Origin of the sequence: Sphingomonas sp. GV3 (genome assembly GCF_031082075.1) — a bacterium.
Classification (GTDB): Bacteria; Pseudomonadota; Alphaproteobacteria; order Sphingomonadales; family Sphingomonadaceae; genus Sphingomonas; species Sphingomonas beigongshangi.
The window spans coordinates 928,598-947,561 of record NZ_JARWLE010000001.1 but is presented as its reverse complement, the minus strand read 5'-3'; the positions used below and the strand labels follow the sequence as shown (position 1 = coordinate 947,561).

At 67.4% G+C, this 18,964-nt stretch carries 14 protein-coding genes; 4 read left to right on the top strand and 10 right to left on the bottom strand.

Annotated elements, in window-relative coordinates; genetic code table 11:
* Positions 1-79: 79 nt before the first annotated feature.
* Genes RF701_RS04330 through RF701_RS04320 form a run of 3 tightly spaced genes read right to left on the bottom strand, consistent with a single transcriptional unit; the run spans position 80 to position 5,393 of the window.
* Positions 80-1,876, bottom strand: a complete 1,797-nt coding sequence (locus tag RF701_RS04330; RefSeq protein ID WP_308814193.1) for an acyl-CoA dehydrogenase C-terminal domain-containing protein — start codon at positions 1,874-1,876, stop codon at positions 80-82.
* Positions 1,877-1,936: 60 nt separating this feature from the next.
* Positions 1,937-4,255, bottom strand: a complete 2,319-nt coding sequence (locus RF701_RS04325; RefSeq protein ID WP_308814192.1) for a 3-hydroxyacyl-CoA dehydrogenase NAD-binding domain-containing protein — start codon at positions 4,253-4,255, stop codon at positions 1,937-1,939.
* 1 nt (position 4,256) lies between these two features.
* The gene (locus RF701_RS04320) at positions 4,257-5,393 is read right to left on the bottom strand and encodes a thiolase family protein (RefSeq protein WP_210358469.1); all 1,137 of its coding nucleotides are present in this window, start codon (positions 5,391-5,393) and stop codon (positions 4,257-4,259) included.
* A gap of 152 nt (positions 5,394-5,545) precedes the next feature.
* Here RF701_RS04320 and RF701_RS04315 point away from each other — a divergent pair, with 152 nt between their 5' ends.
* Positions 5,546-7,240, top strand: coding sequence for a long-chain fatty acid--CoA ligase (locus RF701_RS04315; protein WP_308814191.1), 1,695 nt, complete (start codon positions 5,546-5,548; stop codon positions 7,238-7,240).
* Between the two features lie 23 nt (positions 7,241-7,263).
* Entirely contained in the window at positions 7,264-7,677 is a 414-nt protein-coding gene (locus RF701_RS04310; RefSeq protein ID WP_203310995.1) for a MerR family DNA-binding transcriptional regulator, read from the top strand.
* Positions 7,678-7,684: 7 nt separating this feature from the next.
* Here RF701_RS04310 and RF701_RS04305 read toward each other — a convergent pair whose 3' ends face one another.
* The 6 genes from RF701_RS04305 to RF701_RS04280 all read right to left on the bottom strand — a co-directional run bounded on the left by RF701_RS04305 (position 7,685) and on the right by RF701_RS04280 (position 14,799).
* Positions 7,685-8,098: a response regulator gene (locus RF701_RS04305; protein WP_210358470.1), complete on the bottom strand. Its 414-nt coding sequence runs from the start codon at positions 8,096-8,098 to the stop codon at positions 7,685-7,687.
* Positions 8,091-9,176, bottom strand: coding sequence for a GAF domain-containing protein (locus RF701_RS04300; protein WP_210358471.1), 1,086 nt, complete (start codon positions 9,174-9,176; stop codon positions 8,091-8,093). Before RF701_RS04300 ends, RF701_RS04305 begins: the two co-directional genes overlap by 8 nt.
* 253 nt (positions 9,177-9,429) lie before the next feature.
* Positions 9,430-9,615 (bottom strand): YbdD/YjiX family protein, encoded by a 186-nt coding sequence (locus RF701_RS04295; RefSeq protein ID WP_210358472.1) that lies wholly within the window; start codon positions 9,613-9,615, stop codon positions 9,430-9,432.
* A 1-nt stretch (position 9,616) separates the two neighbouring features.
* Positions 9,617-11,668, bottom strand: coding sequence for a carbon starvation CstA family protein (locus tag RF701_RS04290; RefSeq protein WP_308814190.1), 2,052 nt, complete (start codon positions 11,666-11,668; stop codon positions 9,617-9,619).
* A gap of 235 nt (positions 11,669-11,903) precedes the next feature.
* Positions 11,904-13,841 carry an acetate--CoA ligase gene (acs, locus tag RF701_RS04285; RefSeq protein WP_308814189.1) on the bottom strand — a complete coding sequence of 646 codons (1,938 nt, stop codon included), beginning with the start codon at positions 13,839-13,841 and terminating at the stop codon, positions 11,904-11,906.
* Positions 13,842-13,971: 130 nt separating this feature from the next.
* Positions 13,972-14,799, bottom strand: coding sequence for an alpha/beta fold hydrolase (locus tag RF701_RS04280; protein WP_203311001.1), 828 nt, complete (start codon positions 14,797-14,799; stop codon positions 13,972-13,974).
* Between the two features lie 128 nt (positions 14,800-14,927).
* Here RF701_RS04280 and RF701_RS04275 point away from each other — a divergent pair, with 128 nt between their 5' ends.
* Both RF701_RS04275 and RF701_RS04270 read left to right on the top strand, forming a co-directional pair.
* Entirely contained in the window at positions 14,928-16,691 is a 1,764-nt protein-coding gene (locus tag RF701_RS04275; protein ID WP_374758590.1) for a DUF885 domain-containing protein, read from the top strand.
* 122 nt (positions 16,692-16,813) lie between these two features.
* On the top strand, positions 16,814-17,554 hold the full coding sequence (locus RF701_RS04270; RefSeq protein WP_308814187.1) for a hypothetical protein: 741 nt from the start codon (positions 16,814-16,816) through the stop codon (positions 17,552-17,554).
* Between the two features lie 9 nt (positions 17,555-17,563).
* On the opposite strand, the gene RF701_RS04265 is transcribed toward RF701_RS04270, so the two are convergent.
* On the bottom strand, positions 17,564-18,961 hold the full coding sequence (locus tag RF701_RS04265) for an MFS transporter (RefSeq protein WP_308814186.1): 1,398 nt from the start codon (positions 18,959-18,961) through the stop codon (positions 17,564-17,566).
* Between the last annotated feature and the right edge of the window lie 3 nt (positions 18,962-18,964).

Below are 18,964 nucleotides of genomic sequence, written 5' to 3'. Positions count from 1 at the left end.
CCTTTCGGCGAGCCTGCTGCCGTATACGGCATGTCAGGCCCGCCTAATCACGTCAGCCGTACTGTCAAGCTTCAAACGCTCAGAAGGCGTCGAGTTCCAGCGCCATGGTGGAGCGCTTGCCGGTCTTGATCGCCAGGAAGGCGGCGGTCGCCTGCGGCAGCAGGCGGTCGAAGAAGAAGCCGGCGGTGGCGAGCTTCGCCCGGTAGAAGCCGGCCTCCTCGCTGCCTTCCGCCAGCCGGTCCGTCGCGATTTTCGCGGCCTTGAGAAAACAATAGCCCATGCCGACCAGGCCCATCAGGCGCAGATAGTCGGTCGCCGCAGCGCCGGCTTCCTCCGCGTCCTTCATACCCTTTTGCGCGATCGTCGCGGTCGACAGCTGCAGGGCGCCGAACGCCTGCTGAAGGCCGGCGGTCATCCCGGCCAGCGCCTTGTCCGGAACGCCGGCCATCGCTTCGCACAGGTTGGACACGGCATGGAAGAACGGGCGCATCTGGCGTCCCATATGTGCGGGCATCTTGCGGCCGACGAGGTCGAGCGCCTGCACCCCGTTCGTCCCCTCGTAGATCTGGCAGATGCGCGCGTCGCGGACGAACTGCTCCACGCCTGTCTCGCGGATATAGCCGTGGCCACCGTGAACCTGCACGCCGTGGTTCGCCGCCTCGAAGGCGAGATCGGTGAATAGCGCCTTCACCACCGGGGTGACCAGGGCGACGAAATCGGCCGCGCGCTGCTTCACCTCGGGATCGGCGGCGTGCTTCTCTGCGTCTAGCGCCCGCGCCGCCCATTGGCCGAGCATGCGGCATCCTTCGGCATAGGCGCGCATCGTCATCAGGCTGCGACGCACGTCGGGATGGACGATGATCGGATCGGCGGGGAGGTCGGGACGCGCCGGACCGGACAGGGCGCGGCCCTGCAGGCGGTCCTTGGCGTAGGCAACGGCGGACTGATAGGCGATCTCGTTGATGCCGAGGCCCTGGATACCGACCGAGACGCGCTCGGTGTTCATCATCGTGAACATGGCGGCCAGCCCCTTGCCCGGCTCGCCGACGATCCAGCCGGTCGAATCCTCGAACACCATCTGGCAGGTGGCGGATGCCTTGAGACCCATCTTGTGCTCGAGCCCGGCGACGGAGACGCCGTTCGCGCTCGCCGGCTCGCCGGCGTCGTTGGGCAGATATTTCGGCACGAGGAACAGGCTGATGCCGCGCACGCCCGCGGGCCCGTCCGGCAGGCGCGCCAGGACGAGGTGGACGACATTGTCCGTCAGGTCATGGTCGCCCGAGGAGATGAAGATCTTCGCGCCGCTCACCTTGTAGCTGCCGTCCGCCTGCGGCACCGCCTTGGTGCGGAGCAGGCCGAGGTCGGTGCCGCAGTGCGACTCGGTCAGACACATCGTGCCCGACCATTCGCCGCTGACCATCTTGGGCAAATAGGCCCGCTTCAGATCCTCCGAGGCATGGCCCTCGATCGCGGTGGTCGCGCCGTGCGTGAGGCCGGGATAGAGGCTGAACGACAGATTGGCCGAGCAGATCATCTCCTCCACCAGCTTGTTGAGGCTCTCCGGCAGTCCTTGTCCGCCCCAGCTGGGGTCGGACGCGAGCGCCGCCCAACCGCCGTCGCGGAAGCTGTCATAGGCGGCCTTGAAGCCCGCGGGCGTGCGGACGACGCCATTTTCCAGGCGACATCCCTCGGCATCGCCGCTGGCGTTGAGGGGCAGCAGGATATCCTGCGCCATTTTCGCCGCCTCTTCGAGCACGGCGTCGAAAAGATCGGGCGTGAATTCCTCGAAGGCGGGAAGGTTCGCGAACTGGTCGTCGGCGAACAGCTCGTGCAGCACGAAACGCATGTCGCGCAGGGGGGCGGTGTAGACTTGCATGGTCGTCTCGATCCTCTGATCCCGTCGCCCCGGAACACGCCGGGACGAGGGATAGTCCTGTCAGTTGCGCAAGGGCTTGCCGGTTTCGAGCATGTGCTCGACGCGGGCCTGGGTGCGCGGGTCCTTGACGCTGGCCATGAAGGCCTGGCGCTCGAGCTTGAGCAGTTGGTCCTCGGTCACCGTGTCGACCAGATCCGCCTCGCCGCCGGTCAGGACGGTCGCGAGGCGATCGGACACGACCGCGTCATAGGGTGTCGCCATGCCCTTCTTGCGGAAGCCGTCGACCACGCCCGCGATACCCGTGCGGCCGCTCTCGCCCGGCAGGCGGAAGGTCGGCTTCTCGGGCGCCGCATAGCCGTCGACCATTGCCAGCGCCCTCGCCTTGGCATCCGCGAGCAGCCGGTCGCGGTTCATCGTGATGCCATCGCTCGGGCGCAGGAACATCATCTCCTTTGCCAGCGCGGCGGACTTCGAAACCTGCGCCGTCGAGATCGTCTCGAACGCCTTGGCGACGGCGGGCATCGGCCCGCGCGGCATCATCGGCGCCTTCGCCATCCGGTCGAGCAATTCGCCATTGCCGCCCCAGCCGGGCAGCAGGCCGACGCCGCATTCGACGAGGCCGATGTAGCTTTCGGCATGCGCCTGTACCGCATCGGCGTGGAGCACGACCTCGCAGCCGCCGCCAAGCGCCATGCCGGCAGGCGCGGCGACGACGGGGAAGGGGGCGTATTTCAGCGCCTTCAGCGCCGCCTGGCCGGCGGCGATCAGCTTCTCCACCTCGCCCCAGGCGGCGATGTTGACCGTGAACATGGCGAGGCCGAGGTTCGCGCCGGCCGAGAAGTTCGACCCTTCGTTGTAGATGACCAGCGCCTTGAACTGCGCCTTCACCAGCGGGATCGCCTTCTGGATCAGCTGCATGATCTGCTCGTCGAGCGCGTTCATCTTGGTCGTGAACTCGAGCGCGGCGACGCCGTCGCCGACGTCCCAAAGCGCGGCGGACCCGTTCTTCAGCAACGGCTCACCGCGCAGCTTGACGTCCTCGAGCAGGAGCACGCCGTCCGGACGGACGATGTCATGATAGGCGCCGTCGCGGCCGAGATACTGACGCGTGCCGTTCTCGATCCGGTAGAAGGGTCTGTCGCCGGCGATATCCAGGATCGCAGGAACGGCGCGACCCTCGGCGCGCAGCCGTTCCGCGAGGCGGGCGGCGCCGATCCGGTCGATCAGCTCGAACGGCCCGAACTTCCAATTGTAGCCGAGCTTCATCGCGTCATCGATCGCGACGACATCGTCCGCCGCCTCGCCGACCAGCATCGCGGCATAAGAGAGCACGCTGCCGAGGATCGTCCAGGCATAGGTGCCGGCCTTGCCGGGCAGCGCGATCAGCGCGGCGAGATCCTTCTCCGCCGCCGACGGCAGCTTTTCCGGGCTCGCCTGCGGGCGATAGTCGCCGGTGGCGAGATCGAGCGCGAACTTGGTCTTGGTCGCCTTGTCGAAGCGATAGAAGCCACCCTTGCCCTTGCGCCCCGTGAAGCCCTCGGCGATCATCCTGTCGACGAGCGGCATCGGCCGCACCGTGTCGAAATAGGGATCGCCCGCCGGCAGCGTCGACGACAGGCTCTTCGACAAAAGCGGCATCAGGTCGACGCCGACGAGATCGACGAGGCCGAAGATGCCGGTCTTGGGCACGCCCATCGGACGGCCGCCGATCTGGTCCGCCTCCTCGATCGTCAGTCCCTGGTCCATCGCCGCGTTGATCGCGACGGCCAGCCAATAGGTGCCGATGCGATTGGCGATGAAACCCGGCGTGTCTTTGGCCCGCACGATGCGCTTGCCCATGAAGCGGTCGACGAAATCCTCGACGCGTCCGGCGACGGTGGGGTCGGTATGCGGCCCACGCACGATCTCGATCAGCCGCATGTAGCGCGGCGGATTGAAGAAGTGCGTGATCAGGAAGTCGGCCTTGAACTGATCGCCGCGCCCCTCGACCAGATGGCCGAGCGGGATCGTCGAGGTGTTCGAGCTGACCGCGGTGCCGGGACGCTTGAACTGTTCGAGCTTGGCGTACAGCGCCTGTTTGATGTCGAGCCGCTCGACGATCGCCTCGACGATCCAGTCGCATTCGGCGACGCGGGCCAGGTGATCGTCGATGTTGCCCGTCTCGACCAGCTTCGCCGCCGCCTTCGACATGAAGGGGGCAGGCTCGGTCTTGAGCATCTTGGCGACCGCACCCTTGGCAACGGCGTCACGGTCCGTGCCGTCCTTGGGCACGATGTCGAGCAGCAGCACGGGCACGCCGGCGTTGGCGACCTGCGCGGCGATGCCCGCGCCCATGACGCCCGCGCCGATCACGCAGACCTTTTTGATGGCGTCGCTCATGTCACGCGCGCTCCAGAACCGTGGCGATGCCCTGACCGCCGCCAATGCATTGCGTGGCGAGCGCATAGCGGCCGCCCTCGCGCTCCAGCAGCGCGGCGGCCTTGCCGACGATGCGGGCGCCGGTCGCGCCCAGCGGATGGCCGATCGCGATCGCGCCGCCGTCCTTGTTGATCGTCTCGTCCTTCAGGCCGAGATCGCGAATGCAGGCGATCGCCTGGCTGGCGAACGCCTCGTTGATCTCGACGACGTCGAGGTCGGCCACGGAGAGACCCGCGCGCTCCAGCGCCTTCTTCGAGGCGCCGATCGGTCCGAGGCCCATCGTCTCGGGCTCGCAGCCGGAAATGCCGACCGACTTGATCCGTGCGAGGATCTTCAGCCCATGCTTCCGCGCAAATTCTTCGGAGGTCACCAGCACGGCCGACGCGCCATCGGTCAACGGCGACGAGGTGCCGGCGGTCACCGAACCGTCCTGGTTGAACGCGGGCTTCAGGCCGGCAAGCGCCTCGACCGTGGTCTCGGGACGGATCGTACCATCCTCCGCGACAGGACCCGCCTTGGTCTGGATCGCCACGATCTCGTCCGAGAGGCGGCCGTCGGCGCGCGCGGCGGCGGCCTTCTGCTGGCTTTTCACGGCGAAGGCGTCCTGCTCCGCCCGGGTGATCTGATACTTCTGCGCGACATTCTCCGCCGTGTCGCCCATGCCCATGTACGCGCCGGCATTCTTCTTCGCGAGCGTCGGGTTCGGCAGCGGATTGTAGCCGCCCATCGGTACGCGGCTCATCGACTCGAGACCGGCGCAGATGAACGCCTCGCCCGCGCCGATCTGGATCTGGCCGACGGCGATGTGGATCGCGCTCATCGACGATCCGCAGAACCGGTTGACCGTCATGCCGCCGACCGACAGCGGCAGGTCGGCAAGCAGGCCGATCATGCGCGCGACGTTCAGACCCTGTTCGCCCTCGGGGAAGGCGCAGCCCAGGATGATGTCCTCGATCTCCGACGGATCGACCTTGGTCTTCTCGATCAGCCCGCGGATCGTCTGTGCGGCGAGGTCGTCGGGCCGCACGCGGGCGAGCGCGCCCTTGCCGGCGAGATGAAAGGGCGAGCGGGCGTATCCGGCGATGACGACGTTGGTCATGATATCCTCTCGAAAGGCAGCAAGTGGACCTCGGCGGCCCTGACAAATAACGTTACTTGCGAAGTACCGTATAGGTGCGATACCTTCCCATTACGTCAAGTGGGCTGCGTCGACAAGCATCGTCGGACGCGCCGAACCGTGAGAGGACAGACATGACCGGGATGCCGAGCGACGCCGGGGAGGCCGTTGAGCAGGGGCCGTTGTCGATCAAGCGGGGCGTGCCGCTCGATGAGCGGCCGCGGCTGCTCGGCGCTCTGCTCGATGCGTCGGCCCGGCGATTCCCCACGCGCGTCGCGGTCGATTTCCTCGGGGCGACGACCACCTGGGGGGCGCTGGCGGAGGCGGTCGATCGCGCTGCCGCGGGATTGCAGGCGCTGGGCGTGGTGAAGGGTACGCGCGTCGCGCTGTGTCTTCCGAACACGCCCTATTACCCGATACTCTTCTACGCGACGCTGAAGGCGGGCGGGATCGTGGTCAACGTCAACCCGCTCTACGTCGAGCGCGAACTCGCGCACCTGATTCACGATTCGGGGGCGGAGATCATCGTCACCTGCGACCTCGCGGAGATTCAGGCGCGCGTGCTCAAGGTCTCCCGAGAGACGGGAATCCGCCACGTGGTCAGCTGCCCGATCGCCGACGTCCTGCCGGGGATCAAGAAAGTCGCGTACAAGCTGCTGAAGCGCAAGGAGATCGGCCGGGCGCCCCGCGATGCCATGCACCTCCATTACCGGGACCTGATGGCAAAGGGTAAGGTGCCGGCAGCGGTCGCGGTGTCGCCGGACGAGGTTGCGGTGCTGCAATATACCGGTGGCACGACGGGCCTGCCCAAGGCCGCGATGCTCAGCCATGCCAACATCGTCGCCAACACCGACGCGATGCTCGTCCATGTCGGCGGCGAGACGCCGGACCAGGACCGGGTGATGGGTGTGCTGCCGCTGTTCCACGTCTTCGCGTTGACCAACGTGCTGACCTTCTCGACGCTGGTGGGGGCGGAGATGATCCTGCTGCCCCGTTTCGAGATGGAGCAGCTGCTGGCGGCGCTCAAACGGACGCGGCCGACCTACTTCCCGGCCGTTCCGACCATCTACAATGCGCTGGCTAACCTGTCCGACGCCGACGTGCCGGACCTCTCCTCGATCAAGGTCTGCATCTCCGGGGGCGCACCGCTGCCCATCGAGGTGCGCCACCTGTTCGAGCAGCGTACCGGCGCGAAGCTGGTCGAGGGTTATGGCCTGTCCGAAGCATCGCCGATCATCACCTGCAATCCCTTCCAGGGGATCAACAAGGAGGGGTCGGCCGGCCTTCCGTTCCCCGGGACGACGATCGAGATCCGCGACCGCGAGGATCCGTCGCGCATCATGCCGAAGGGGGAAAAGGGCGAGATCTGCGCCCGCGGGCCGCAGGTGATGAGCGGCTATTGGCACAAGCCGCACGAGACGGCGGGCGCCTTCGCCGACGGCGCATTGCGCACCGGCGATGTCGGCTATCTCGACGACGACGGGTATCTGTTCATCGTCGACCGGATCAAGGACATGATCCTGTGCGGTGGCTACAACGTCTATCCCCGCGTGATCGAGGAGGCGCTGTACGAGCATCCCGCCGTCGCCGAGGCGGTGGTGATCGGCATTCCGGACCCTTATCGCGGCCAGAGCCCCAAGGCGTTCGTAACGCTGGCGGAGCCGGGTTCCGTGACGGGTGAGCAATTGCGGGACTTCCTGCGCGACAAGGTCAGCAAGATCGAGCTTCCCCGCGCCGTCGAGATACGCGACACTCTGCCCAAGACCCTGATCGGCAAACTTTCGAAGAAGGAGCTGGTCGAGGAGGAAATGCGCAAGGCCGGACAATAGGCCGGCCGGTACGGGAGGATTGGATGACGGACGAGGGCGCGGAGCTGCAGGGAATCCAGGAGGTGGCCGAGCGGCTCGGCATCACCCCGCGGACCCTGCGCTTCTATGAGGATCGCGGCCTGATCGAGCCGAGCCGGATCGGTACCACGCGCGTCTATCGCCGACGCGAGATCGCCCGCATGCAACTGATCCTGCGCGGCAAAAGGCTCGGCTTCTCGCTCAAGGACATCGAGGAGTTCCTCGATCTCTACGATGCGGACCCCCAGCATCTCGAGCAGATGCGCGCGCTGGCCGGCCGCTGCCGCGAGCGGATCGACGAACTCGAGCAGCAGCGGCAGGCGCTCGATACCACATTGGCCGAACTCACCAAGATCGAGGCGGAGGCGCTCGACCGCGTCAATGCGCATGGTGACGGACCGCGGGCCGCACGGGGGTGATCTCGGCTCAGTAGAGTGTCAGCATCGCCGGCAGTCGCGCGGGCGTTTCGCCGCGCGTGATCGCGTAAGCGGCATTCACAGCGTCGCCGAGGCTCGCATTGTGAAAAGGCTTGGCGACGCAGCCGATTATCAGCGCATGCGACTCCGCCTCCGGGCAGGTGCCGCTTAGGAAGATGCTGGGTATGCCACGCGCGGCGAGGGCATGCGCGACCGCGACGCCATCGTCGCCGAGGGCCAGCTTGACGTCGCACAGCGCCAGATCGGGGTTCTCGCGATCGGCGATCTCGATCGCCATCGCCAGCGTGTCCGCCACGCCGACCACCGCATGACCGTGCAGCGTCAGCGCATCCTCAACGAGCATCGCGACCATGGCCTCGTCCTCGACGACGAGAAGCTTGAGGGCGGGTAGGTGATCAGTCATGGGCCATGGGTAACGTCAGGATCATGCCATCCGTTGCAGGCGTGATCCTCCCCCGCAACTGATGCAGCAGGCCGCGCGCGATCCGGGACGCTTCGGTGTTCGCGGCGATCCCGACCAGGCGTAAGCGCACCGCGTCCTGCGAGCCGGCCAGATGGATCGCGACCGGACGATGCGCTGGCACGCCCAGCGTGAGCGTATGCAACAGCAGCGCGAGCGCGGCCGCCGTCTCGACCCGAAGCGGTGCCAGTGCGGACGTCTCCGCCAGGACGGCGGGAATGGCGCGATCCTCCACGAGTGCCTCGATCAGGCCGGTGACGTCGACCAGACCGGCGGGCTGGTCGCCGTAGAGAGGGCGATGCGCGATCGCGAGCACCTGCAGTCGATCGACCGCACGATACAGCGGTGCCTGTGCCGCCGACGCGAGGTCGCCCGCCTCCGCCCCGACGAGTCCGACGGCGACTTGGAGAGCGTTGCGCACCCGGTGCTTCAACTCGCCCAGCAGCCGCTCGCGCGCCTCCATGCCGTCGCGAAGGGCCGCTTCGACGCGCAGCCGGTATTTGGCGAGCGCGACATAATGGCAGGCGACGCGCAGGAAGCGGAGTTCGTCGGCGGAAAAGCGGTTCGTCCACCGCCGCCCGAAGCTCAGCGTGCCCAACAGGGCGTCTCCGTGCATCAGCGGCGTGCAGACGTAGCAGTCGAGGCCGAGAGACTGCACAAAGGCATAGGTCGGATCGTCCGATGTCCTTATCGAGATCGCGTGATGGATATGACGCGTCTGCGCGACCGTACCGCAGATCGCCTCGCCCATAGCCAGCGTCGCGATTTTTGCCGGCTCGTCGCGGGTCAGGCCGCCATGGGCCTCCAGCACGAGCCGGTCACCCGCCACGCGATAATTGGTGAAGACGTCGAGCCGCAACTCGCGCCGCATCAGATCGAATATCTCGTCGACCATGTCGGCGGGATCAGCGGCGGCCAGCAGCCGTTCGGCGACATCCGCGAGCAGTCTCAGGTAGCGTTGCGGAACGCTCGTACCGGGCTCGTCCGACGCGGACCTGTCCGGCAATTCGTTCGGGGACATGCGCTTCCTGTACCGACAGCGCCTATTCGCTTCAAGCGCGAGCGCGGCGGGATGAATGGGTTAGGGGCGCTGTCTTTTTCACGATCGTGGATGTGATATTCTGGTGGCCTGCCGTCGAAGAACGGGAGGAGAGGTGCCATGGAGTGGATGGATCCACATGTGTGCGCGTGCAGTTTCCGGTCGCTGTGCTGGATGAGCGGAACCGCGTTGACGTTGTGTTGCGCCGCGATTCTCGCCTTCGGCTAGACGCCGCCTAGCAGCATTTGCCGCCACCGCGACCGCCGTAGCGGGCCTGTTGCCGCTCGCGGAAGAATGTCGCCTCGTCCATGACGGGGGCTTCCGGGTGTGCCGAGCGCATATGCGCGACATAGGCGGCATAGGACGGGACGCCGACCATGGCGTGGGCGGTCTGCGCGATCAGGGAAAGCCAGGAGCGCATGTCAGGTCGCCGCCAGCGTCGGCGGTACTTCGGTGACCGTCGGCGTGGCGCTGCGTCGCGCGCCGAGGCAGGTTCGTACGCCATAGAGGACGATCGTCGCCACCACGGCGAGGAACAGCGCGCAGAGCGCCGCGTCGATGCGGTCGTTGATGACGATCCGGCGCATCTCGGCCAGCGACTTGGCAGGGGCCAGCATTTCGCCGCGGGCGGCGGCGTCCGCGAAGCGCGTGGCGTGGGCGAGGAACCCGACGCGCGGATCGGGCGACAGCAGCTTGAGCAGGCTGGCGGTGGAGGTGCAGATCACCAGCCAGGTCGCCGGAAGGATCGTCACCCAGGCGAAGCGTTCGCGCTTCATCCGGTACAGCACCACCGTCGCGAGCGTCAGCGCGACCGCGGCCAGCATCTGGTTGGAGATGCCGAACAGCGGCCACAGGGTGTTCACGCCCCCAAGGGGATCGGTCACGCCCTGGTAGAGAAAGAAGCCCCAGGCGGCGACGCAGAGCGCGGTTCCGATCAGGCCCGGCACGAAGGAGGTCGCGTTGCGGAAGGATGGAACGGCCAGTCCGATCAGGTCCTGCAGCATGAAACGCCCCGCACGCGTGCCGGCGTCGACCGCGGTGAGAATGAAGAGCGCCTCGAACAGGATCGCGAAATGGTACCAGAAGGCCATCATCGCCTGGCCGCCGACGACGCGGCTGAAGATGTGCGCCATGCCGACGGCCAGCGTCGGCGCGCCGCCCGCGCGGCTGATGATCGTCGTCTCGCCGACGTCGCGAGCGGTCTGCGCGATCGATGCCGCATCGATCGGAAAGCCCATCGCGCCGACGGCCGCGGCGGCGCTGGCGGCGTCCGTGCCCACCACCGCCGCGGGACTGTTCATCACGAAATAGACGCCGGGATCGATGATGGAGGCGCCGATCAGCGCCATGATCGCGACGAAGCTTTCCATCAGCATCGCGCCATAGCCGATGAACCGCGCATCCCCCTCGCTCGCGATCAGTTTCGGGGTCGTGCCGCTCGCGATCAAGGCATGGAAGCCCGACACCGCGCCGCAGGCGATCGTGATGAATAGGAAAGGAAAGAGCGAACCGGACCAGACGGGACCGCTGCCGTCGATGAAGCGGGTGACCGCCGGCATCCGCATGTCGGGCATCACGACGAGGATGCCGATCGCGAGTGCGGCGATCGCGCCGATCTTGAGGAAGGTCGACAGATAGTCGCGCGGCGCCAGCAGCAGCCACACGGGGAGCAGCGAGGCGATTGCGCCGTAGCCGATCAGGATCCAGCATAGCTGCACGGGCGTGTAGGTGAACCAGGGTGCCATGACCGTCGAGGCGGCGACATCGCGGCCATAGATGATCGCGAGGATCAACCCGACCAGGCCGAGCAGCGATACCTCGCCGATCTTTCCCGGGCGGACGAAGCGCGTGTACAGGCCCATGAGTATCGCGAGGGGAATCGTCGCAGCGACCGTGAACAACCCCCATGGGCTATTGGCGAGCGCGCGGACCACAATCAGCGCCAGCACCGCCAGGATGATCACCATGATCGCGAAGGCGCCGACGAGCGCGACCGTGCCCGGAATGGCGCCCATTTCCATGCGGATCAGTTCGCCGAGCGAGCGCCCGTCGCGGCGCATCGAGATGAACAATATCATGAAGTCCTGTACCGCACCGGCGAGCACCACCCCGGACAGGATCCACAGCATGCCGGGCAGATAGCCCATCTGCGCGGCGAGCACGGGGCCGACGAGCGGACCCGCGCCCGCGATGGCAGCGAAATGGTGGCCGAACAGGACTCGCCGGTCGGTGGCGACGAAGTCGAGCCCGTCGGGGCGGCGGATCGCAGGGGTAGGGCGCGCTGGGTCGAGGCCGACGACGACCTTCGCCAGATAGTGCGCATAGAACCGATAGGCGATCAGATAGACGCAGACCGCAGCGACGACGATCCACACCGCATTGACATGCTCGCCGCGGGACAGGGCCACCAGGCCGAGCGCCCCGGCGCCGATCAGCGCGACCGCAATCCAGCCGAGCTTGTTCGCGATCGTCATCACCCTCTCCCGCAGTCGTCCACCAGAGAGGCGATGCGGGGGCAGGCGTCAAGCACGCATGTCGGCGGGGCAGGGATCGGGTACCCAGAGTATCGACGCCGTGCGACTGATGATCCCCGGGCACCGCGCCTGGCCGACCCCGGCGCTCACGGCTTCCGATTTGGCGAACGCGATGCTGCCAACCATCGGGTGTCCGCACCGATCCGGCATGCCGACATGCCGCCGGCGATAGGGATCAGCCGACCCGATTGGCGACGAGGTCGTCGACCACGGCCGGATCCGCGAGCGTCGACGTGTCGCCGAGACTCGAGGTGTCGCCCTCGGCGATCTTGCGCAGGATGCGGCGCATGATCTTGCCCGATCGCGTCTTGGGCAGGGCTGGCGCGAATTGCAGCTTGTCGGGCGTGGCGATCGGGCCGATCTCGTGACGAACCCATTGGACGAGGTCGCCGCGCAGCGTCTCCGACGCCTCCTGCCCCGTGTTCAGCGTCACATAGGCGTAGATCCCCTGGCCCTTGACGTCGTGGGGCATGCCCACGACTGCGGCCTCCGCGACCGCGTCGTGCAGCACGAGCGCGCTTTCGACCTCCGCCGTGCCCATGCGGTGGCCCGACACGTTGATCACGTCGTCGACCCGGCCGGTGATCCAGTAATAGCCGTCGGCGTCCCGCCGGCAGCCGTCGCCGGTGAAATACTTGCCTTCGTAGGTCGTGAAATAGGTCTGGAAGAAGCGCTCGTGATCGCCCCAGACGGTGCGCATCTGGCCCGGCCAGCTCTGGATGATGCAGAGGTTGCCCTCCGCCTTGCCGACCAGCGGCGATCCTTTTTCGTCGACGAGCTGCGGCGTCACCCCGGGCAACGGCTTGGATGCCGATCCCGGCTTCATCGGAACGGCGCCGGGCAGCGGGGCAATCATGATCCCGCCGGTCTCCGTCTGCCACCAGGCATCGACGATCGGCGCGCGGCCCTCGCCGACGACGTCATGGTACCAGCGCCACGCCTCGGGATTGATCGGCTCGCCGACCGAGCCGAGCACCTTCAGGCTCGACCGATCGGTCCGCTTCACGAAATCGTCCCCCTCTTTCATCAGCGCGCGCAGCGCGGTGGGCGCGGTGAACAGAGCGTGCACCTCGTGCCGGTCGACGACCTGCCAGATGCGGCTGGCGTCCGGCCAGTTGGGCAACCCTTCGTACATCAGCGTCGTCGCGCGGTTCGCGAGGGGGCCGTAGAGGATGTAGGTGTGGCCCGTCACCCAGCCGATGTCGGCGGCGCACCAGAATATCTGGCCCGGCTTGTAGTCGAACGCCCATTGGTGCGTGATGCTGGCCCAGAGCAGATAGCCGCCGCCGGTGTGCAGAACCCCCTTGGGCTTGCCCGTCGACCCGCTGGTATAGAGGATGAAGAGCGGGTCCTCGGCGCCCATCGGCTCGGGCGCACAGGACGTGCCGGCGTTCGCCGCGGCCTCGTGGTACCAGATGTCGCGATCGGTCATCGCCACGTCGCCGCCGGTGGCGCGGACCACGATGACGCGCTTTAGCGTCGGCGCACGCGCAGCGGCTTCGTCGACGCAGGCCTTCAGCTTGATCCGTTTGCCGCCGCGTCGCCCCTCGTCCGCGGTGACGACGATCCTGGATCCGCAATCCTCGATCCGTCCGGCCAGCGCGTCGGCGGAAAAGCCGGCGAACACCACCGAATGGATCGCGCCGATGCGCGCGCAGGCGAGCACCGCATAGGCCGCCTCGGGGATCATCGGCATGTAGATGGTGACGCGATCGCCCTTGCCGACGCCCTCCGCCTTCAGCACGTTGGCGAAACGACAGACCTCGTCATGGAGCTGTCGATAGCTGATCTGCCGAGGCTCCTCCGACGGTTCGTCCGGCTCCCAGATGATCGCGATGTCGTCGCCGTGCGCATCGAGATGCCGGTCGATGCAGTTCGCCGCGACGTTCAGCACGCCGTCCTCGAACCATTTGATGTGGAAGTCGGCCTTCGCGAACGACCAATCGCCCGCGATCGTCGGCGCCTTGACCCAGTCGAGCCGCTTCGTAGCCTGGTCGAGCCAGAAGCCGCCCGGATCGTTCGCCGCCGCCTCGTACAGATCGGTGTACCGCTTCGGATCGAGACTGGCGTTCGTCCAGTCGCCGGTGATCGGATAGATTTCGGGATCGGTCATGACGCTTCCGTACAGGGAGGGCGGGGCGGCGCGGACTGTAGTCGGGATCGAAGGGCAGGCAAGCCGCGGAATATCGCCTTCCGCCCCGCCGCCCGGCCGGAGCCGGAACGACGTGGCGGAAGGCAGATCCTCAGCGGCCCAGGAAGGTCAGCAGGTCGCGCGTCAGCCGCTCGCCCTCCGTCGCGAACAGGCCGTGCGGCGCGCCGTCATATTCGACCAGCTGGCTGTCCGCGATGCCGACCGCCGCCGCACGCGCGGACGTGTCGATCGGCACCGTCTGGTCCGAGGTGCCGTGAATGATCAGCGTCGGCACGCGGAAGGCGGCGAGGTCGGGCCGGAAATCGGTATGGCCGAACGACTCCGCGCAGGCGAGCGTGGGCTTCAGACCCGCCATCATCGCCGTCGTGGTCGCCCAGTCGAGGACCGCGTCGCTCACCGGCGAGGTGATGTAGCCGACGCCGAAGAACTGCTTGAAGAAGGTGTCGCGGAAGAAGCCCGCGCGATCCTTTTGGATGCCGGCGCCGATCTGCTGCAAGGTTTCCTCCGGCACGCCGTGCGGATTGTCGTCGGTCTTGAGCATATAGGGCACGACCGAGGCGACCAGCGCGGCCGCCGACACGCCCTTGCCGTCGTGGCGGCTCATGTAGCGGGCGACCTCGCCGCCGCCCATCGAGAAGCCGACCAGCGTGACGCCGTCGGTGGCGCCCGTCGCTTCCAGCACGTCGGCGAGATCGTCGGTCAGCGTGTCATAGTCGTAGCCGCTCCACGGCTGGCCGGATCGGCCGAAGCCGCGGCGGTCATAGGCGATGGCGCGAAAGCCGGCATCGGCAAGTGCCATCATCTGCGGGTCCCAGCTGTCCGCCGACAGCGGCCAGCCGTGCAGCAGCACGACGGGACGCCCCTGGCCCCAATCCTTGACGTAGATGTCCGTGCCGTCGCGCGTTTTGACGTAAGGCATTGCTTTATCTCCATGGCTTCTGCCGGAGATGCAACGAGGCCGATCGGGTGCCGTTCCAACGTCTTGGGCTGGCGCAAGCGTACCAACGGTGCCAGCATCGCTGAACGAAGGACGAATCAGGAGACGACATGCGGCTAAGGATGGCTGTTTCGCTTGCGGCGCTCGCGGTGGCGACGGCGGCGTGCCAGGTGAAGGTACAGGATGCGGCCAACGAACAGGCCGCGGCCCAGCCACCGGCCGCTGCGGGCAGCGCGGCCGCGCAGACCGACTGGTCGCGATTCCGCGACGGCTTCATCGAAGGCTGGTTCAAGCTCGATCCCGCCAACGCCGTGTATCAGGGGCGCCACGATTTCGACGGCCAGCTGCCCGACTGGAGCGCGGCGGGGCTCAAGCGTCAGTCGGCGTTCCTTCATCAGGCGATCGACACGGCGAAGGGCTTCGCCGATGCCGCTTTGAAGCCGCAGGAGCGGTTCGAGCGCGATTACCTGATCCAGGTCGCCCGCGGGAAGCTGTTCTGGCTGGAGGACGCCGACCAGCCGCATAACAATCCTGCTTATTATGTCGGCGGCGGCCTCGACCCCAACGTCTATATCGCCCGCCCTTATGCCGACGCACCGACGCGGATGAAGGCGCTGATCGCGTTTCTGACCCGCGTGCCCGCCGCCGCGGCGAACATCCGCGCCAATCTGAAGACGCCGATGCCGCGGTCCTTCGTCGATTACGGCACGGCCGGCTTCAACGGCTTTGCCGATTATTACGTCGGCGATGCGAAGAAGGCCTTCGCGGACGTCAAGGACGCCGGCCTTCAGCAACAGCTGGACCAGGCGGCCGCCAATGCGAGCAAGGCGATGCGCGATCTTGGTAGCTGGGTGGCGAGCCAGAAGGGTAGCGCCACGGGCAATTTCGCGCTCGGTGCCGATCGCTTCCAGCGGATGATTTCGGCCACCGAAGGTGTCGACACGCCGCTCGCGCAGCTCGAGGCGGCGGGCCGTGCCGACCTCCAGCGCAACCAGCAGGCGCTGACCGCCGCCTGCGCGCAGTTCGCGCCGGGGCAGACGATACCGCAATGCTTCGACAAGATGGGGGCGAACAAGGCGGCCGACGGCCCGGTGGCGGAGGCCCGCCGCCAGATTCCGACGCTGCGCGCCTTCGTGATCAAGAACGACCTCGTCACCATTCCGGGAACCGAGGAGGCGAAGGTCGAGGAGAGTCCGCCCTACAACCGGCAGAACAGCGCCTATATCGATCCGCCGGGACCGTTCGATAAGGGCATCCCCTCCGTCTATTACATCTCGCCGCCCGATCCCGCCTGGGACAAGAAGACGCAGGACGCCTTCGTGCCCGGCAAGGCGGATCTGCTCTTCACCTCCGTGCACGAGGTGATGCCGGGGCATTTCGTGCAGTTCCTCCACGCCAACCGGTCGCCGTCGCTCTTCGGCCGGCTGTTCGTCGGCTATGCCTTTGCCGAGGGCTGGGCGCATTATGCCGAGGAGATGATGTGGGAGGCCGGGCTCAACAACGGCGATCCCGAAACGCATGTCGGCCAGATCAGCAATGCGCTGCTGCGCGACTGCCGCTTCCTGTCGGCGATCGGCCTCCATGCGCGCGGCATGACGCAGGACCAGAGCCTGAAGATGTTCCGCGAGCAATGCTATCAGGACGAGGGCAATTCGCGCCAGCAGGCGGCGCGCGGCACCTATGACCCGGCGTATCTCAACTATACGATGGGCAAGCTGATGATCCGCAAGCTGCGCGCTGACTGGACCGCCAGCCGCGGCGGGCGCAAGGCGTGGAAGGCGTTCCACGACCAGTTCCTGAGCTACGGCGGACCGCCGATCCCGCTCGTCCGGCGCGAGATGATGGGCGAGGCGACGGCGAAGGCGGTGTTCTGAGCGGGCGTGCCTGACGTCGGCGAGCGAGGAGGCAGCGGGTGATGCTGAAGCAATCGGTCATCCTGTTGCTCCTCTTCGCGGGGGGCACGCAGGGCTGGGCGGGGCCGGCACTGCGTCCGGCCATGGCCGCCGGGCGCACGATAGCCGCCATCGACCTCGCCAAGTCGTTCGCGACGCGCTCTCCGTGGCGGTTCGTCGCGACGCAGGGGGCGGCTGTTCCCGATCCTCTCGGCGACCCGGACGACGCGATTCCGGGCGTCATCCGCCTCTGCTTCAGCGCCGGTCCGGCGACGGCGTGCCAGCCAAATCTGGATAAAGCTCTGGTTTATGACGGCAAGCCGGACGATTTTGCGCAGCCGCATTATCTCGAAACGGTCCGGATCGTACGGCCAAGGCCGGATTTGCCGCTGCTGCTGGTGCGAGTCGCGAGCAGGCACGGGGGAAATGGCGATCAGCGGGTGGCGGTCGTCGCCTTTCGCTACGACCGTGCTGCCGACGCCTTCGCAACCGCGTTCACGCGGCAGGTCGGGCGCAACAACAATCAGGAGGTTCGCTATATCGAGCGCGGACCGCTGCGGGGTGCGTTCGTGACCGCCACGCCGACGCAGGACGCCCCGTTCGGCTTCTGGATGACCGTTGACCGGATCGGCGGCGATGGCCGTTATCGACAAGTGATGCGCTATCGCAGCGCGACGCGCTACGGCGACGGCAATCCGCTCGCCGTCATCGATTCCGAAATGCCCGGGCTGCAACGGCGGCTTGGGCTCTGGCGTCCGGGCCGGAGGCTGCCTTTGCCGGACCGCCCCTGCCATGCCCCAAGTCTGGTGAAGGGCGAATTATGGTGTTCGCCACATCGTCCATGACGGAAAGGTTCAGCGTGCGACGTGCGTCGCCGGCTGGCCATCCTCCGCCTCGTCGCTGCGCGGGTTACGGATCGAGGGGCGCAGGCGGGCGAGGCTGCACAGGCCGGCGACGAGCGCGAGGCCGGCGGCGATCAGCGGGGGGGTGGCGCCGCCGCCGATGCCCAGGGCGAGCAGCGCGGCGACCAATGTCGCGCCCGTGGTCTGGCCGACGAGGCGGACGGTGCCGACGAGGCCGCCCGCCGCGGCGGCGCGCTCGCGGGGGGCGGAGCCGATGATGAGCCGCGCGTTGGGCGGCAGGAACAGGCCGAAACCCGATCCGCACAGCGCCATCCGCCAGGCGATGTCGATATAGGCCGGATCGGCGGGGAGCAGCGCGATCAGGACGAGTGCGACGATCGACACCGCCATGCCGATGCCGCCGAGCAGCCCCGCGGGCACGCGATCGGACAGCCATCCGGCAAGCGGCGCGACGATCATGTTGGTGAGCGGCCAGGGCGCGATCGCCGCGCCGACCTCCGCCGCGCTGAGACCGAATTCGTGCTGAAGCCGGAAGGGCGTCGACAGCAGCAGCGTCATCGACGCGGTAAAGGCGGTGTACGCACCGATCGCCGACAGCGCGATGACGGGGCGACCGAGCAGGTCGATCGGCAGGATCGGCTTCGCCTCGCCGCGCTCGCGCCGGATGAAGATGACGCCCACGAGAGCGCCGACCGCGACGATCGCGGTGGAAACGACCGGGCTGTCGCCGTGCACGGCGCTTTCCGCGCCGCCGATGACGAGGCCGATCATGCTCGCGCACATCACCGCGCCGAGCACGTCGAACGGTTCGTCATGGCTGCGCGGGGCGGGCAAGGCGCGGCCGAGCGCGAGGCTGAGCAGCGCGAACGGCACCGCGCTGGCGAACACCCACGGCCAGGGCGCGATCGACAGGACGAGGCCGCCCAATGTCGGCGCGAGCGCCGCGGAGCTCGATACCACGACCGAATTGATGCCGAGCCCGCGGCCGAGCTGTTTGGCGGGATAGATCGAGCGGATCAGGGCCGACGAGACGCTGAGCGCTGCTGCCGCGCCCAGTGCCTGCGCGGCGCGGACGACGAGCAGGAAGGGCAGGCTCTTGGCGAAGAAGCAGAGCAGCGTCGCGATCGTGAAGACGATCTGCCCGAATTGATAGGTGCGCTTCAGCCCGAACCGGTCGCCGATGCCGGCGAAGGGCAGGATCATCATTGCCAGGATCAATTGGTAGACGGTGACCACCGCGACCACCGAGCTGCTTGCGACGTGCAGGTCGCGGGCAATCGTGGGCAGCGCCACGGTCGCGATCCCGCCGTCGATGACGGCGAGCGCGGTTCCGGCGGACAGTGCGGCGATGGCGAGGTAGCGGCGGGGCAGGGGCAGGCCGTCGATCATGGC

What these genes read in the sequence shown, in the direction of transcription:
- acs (WP_308814189.1), bottom strand. Translation starts at nt 13,841, where the DNA reads ATGACCGATCCCGAAATCTATCCGATCACCGGCGACTGGACGAACGCC.
- RF701_RS04305 (WP_210358470.1), bottom strand. Translation starts at nt 8,098, where the DNA reads ATGACTGATCACCTACCCGCCCTCAAGCTTCTCGTCGTCGAGGACGAG.
- RF701_RS04265 (WP_308814186.1), bottom strand. Translation starts at nt 18,961, where the DNA reads ATGATCGACGGCCTGCCCCTGCCCCGCCGCTACCTCGCCATCGCCGCA.
- RF701_RS04270 (WP_308814187.1), top strand. Translation starts at nt 16,814, where the DNA reads ATGGCCGCCGGGCGCACGATAGCCGCCATCGACCTCGCCAAGTCGTTC.
- RF701_RS04325 (WP_308814192.1), bottom strand. Translation starts at nt 4,255, where the DNA reads ATGAGCGACGCCATCAAAAAGGTCTGCGTGATCGGCGCGGGCGTCATG.
- RF701_RS04280 (WP_203311001.1), bottom strand. Translation starts at nt 14,799, where the DNA reads ATGCCTTACGTCAAAACGCGCGACGGCACGGACATCTACGTCAAGGAT.
- RF701_RS04310 (WP_203310995.1), top strand. Translation starts at nt 7,264, where the DNA reads ATGACGGACGAGGGCGCGGAGCTGCAGGGAATCCAGGAGGTGGCCGAG.
- RF701_RS04320 (WP_210358469.1), bottom strand. Translation starts at nt 5,393, where the DNA reads ATGACCAACGTCGTCATCGCCGGATACGCCCGCTCGCCCTTTCATCTC.
- RF701_RS04315 (WP_308814191.1), top strand. Translation starts at nt 5,546, where the DNA reads ATGACCGGGATGCCGAGCGACGCCGGGGAGGCCGTTGAGCAGGGGCCG.
- RF701_RS04330 (WP_308814193.1), bottom strand. Translation starts at nt 1,876, where the DNA reads ATGCAAGTCTACACCGCCCCCCTGCGCGACATGCGTTTCGTGCTGCAC.
- RF701_RS04275 (WP_374758590.1), top strand. Translation starts at nt 14,928, where the DNA reads ATGCGGCTAAGGATGGCTGTTTCGCTTGCGGCGCTCGCGGTGGCGACG.
- RF701_RS04295 (WP_210358472.1), bottom strand. Translation starts at nt 9,615, where the DNA reads ATGCGCTCCTGGCTTTCCCTGATCGCGCAGACCGCCCACGCCATGGTC.
- RF701_RS04300 (WP_210358471.1), bottom strand. Translation starts at nt 9,176, where the DNA reads ATGTCCCCGAACGAATTGCCGGACAGGTCCGCGTCGGACGAGCCCGGT.
- RF701_RS04290 (WP_308814190.1), bottom strand. Translation starts at nt 11,668, where the DNA reads ATGACGATCGCGAACAAGCTCGGCTGGATTGCGGTCGCGCTGATCGGC.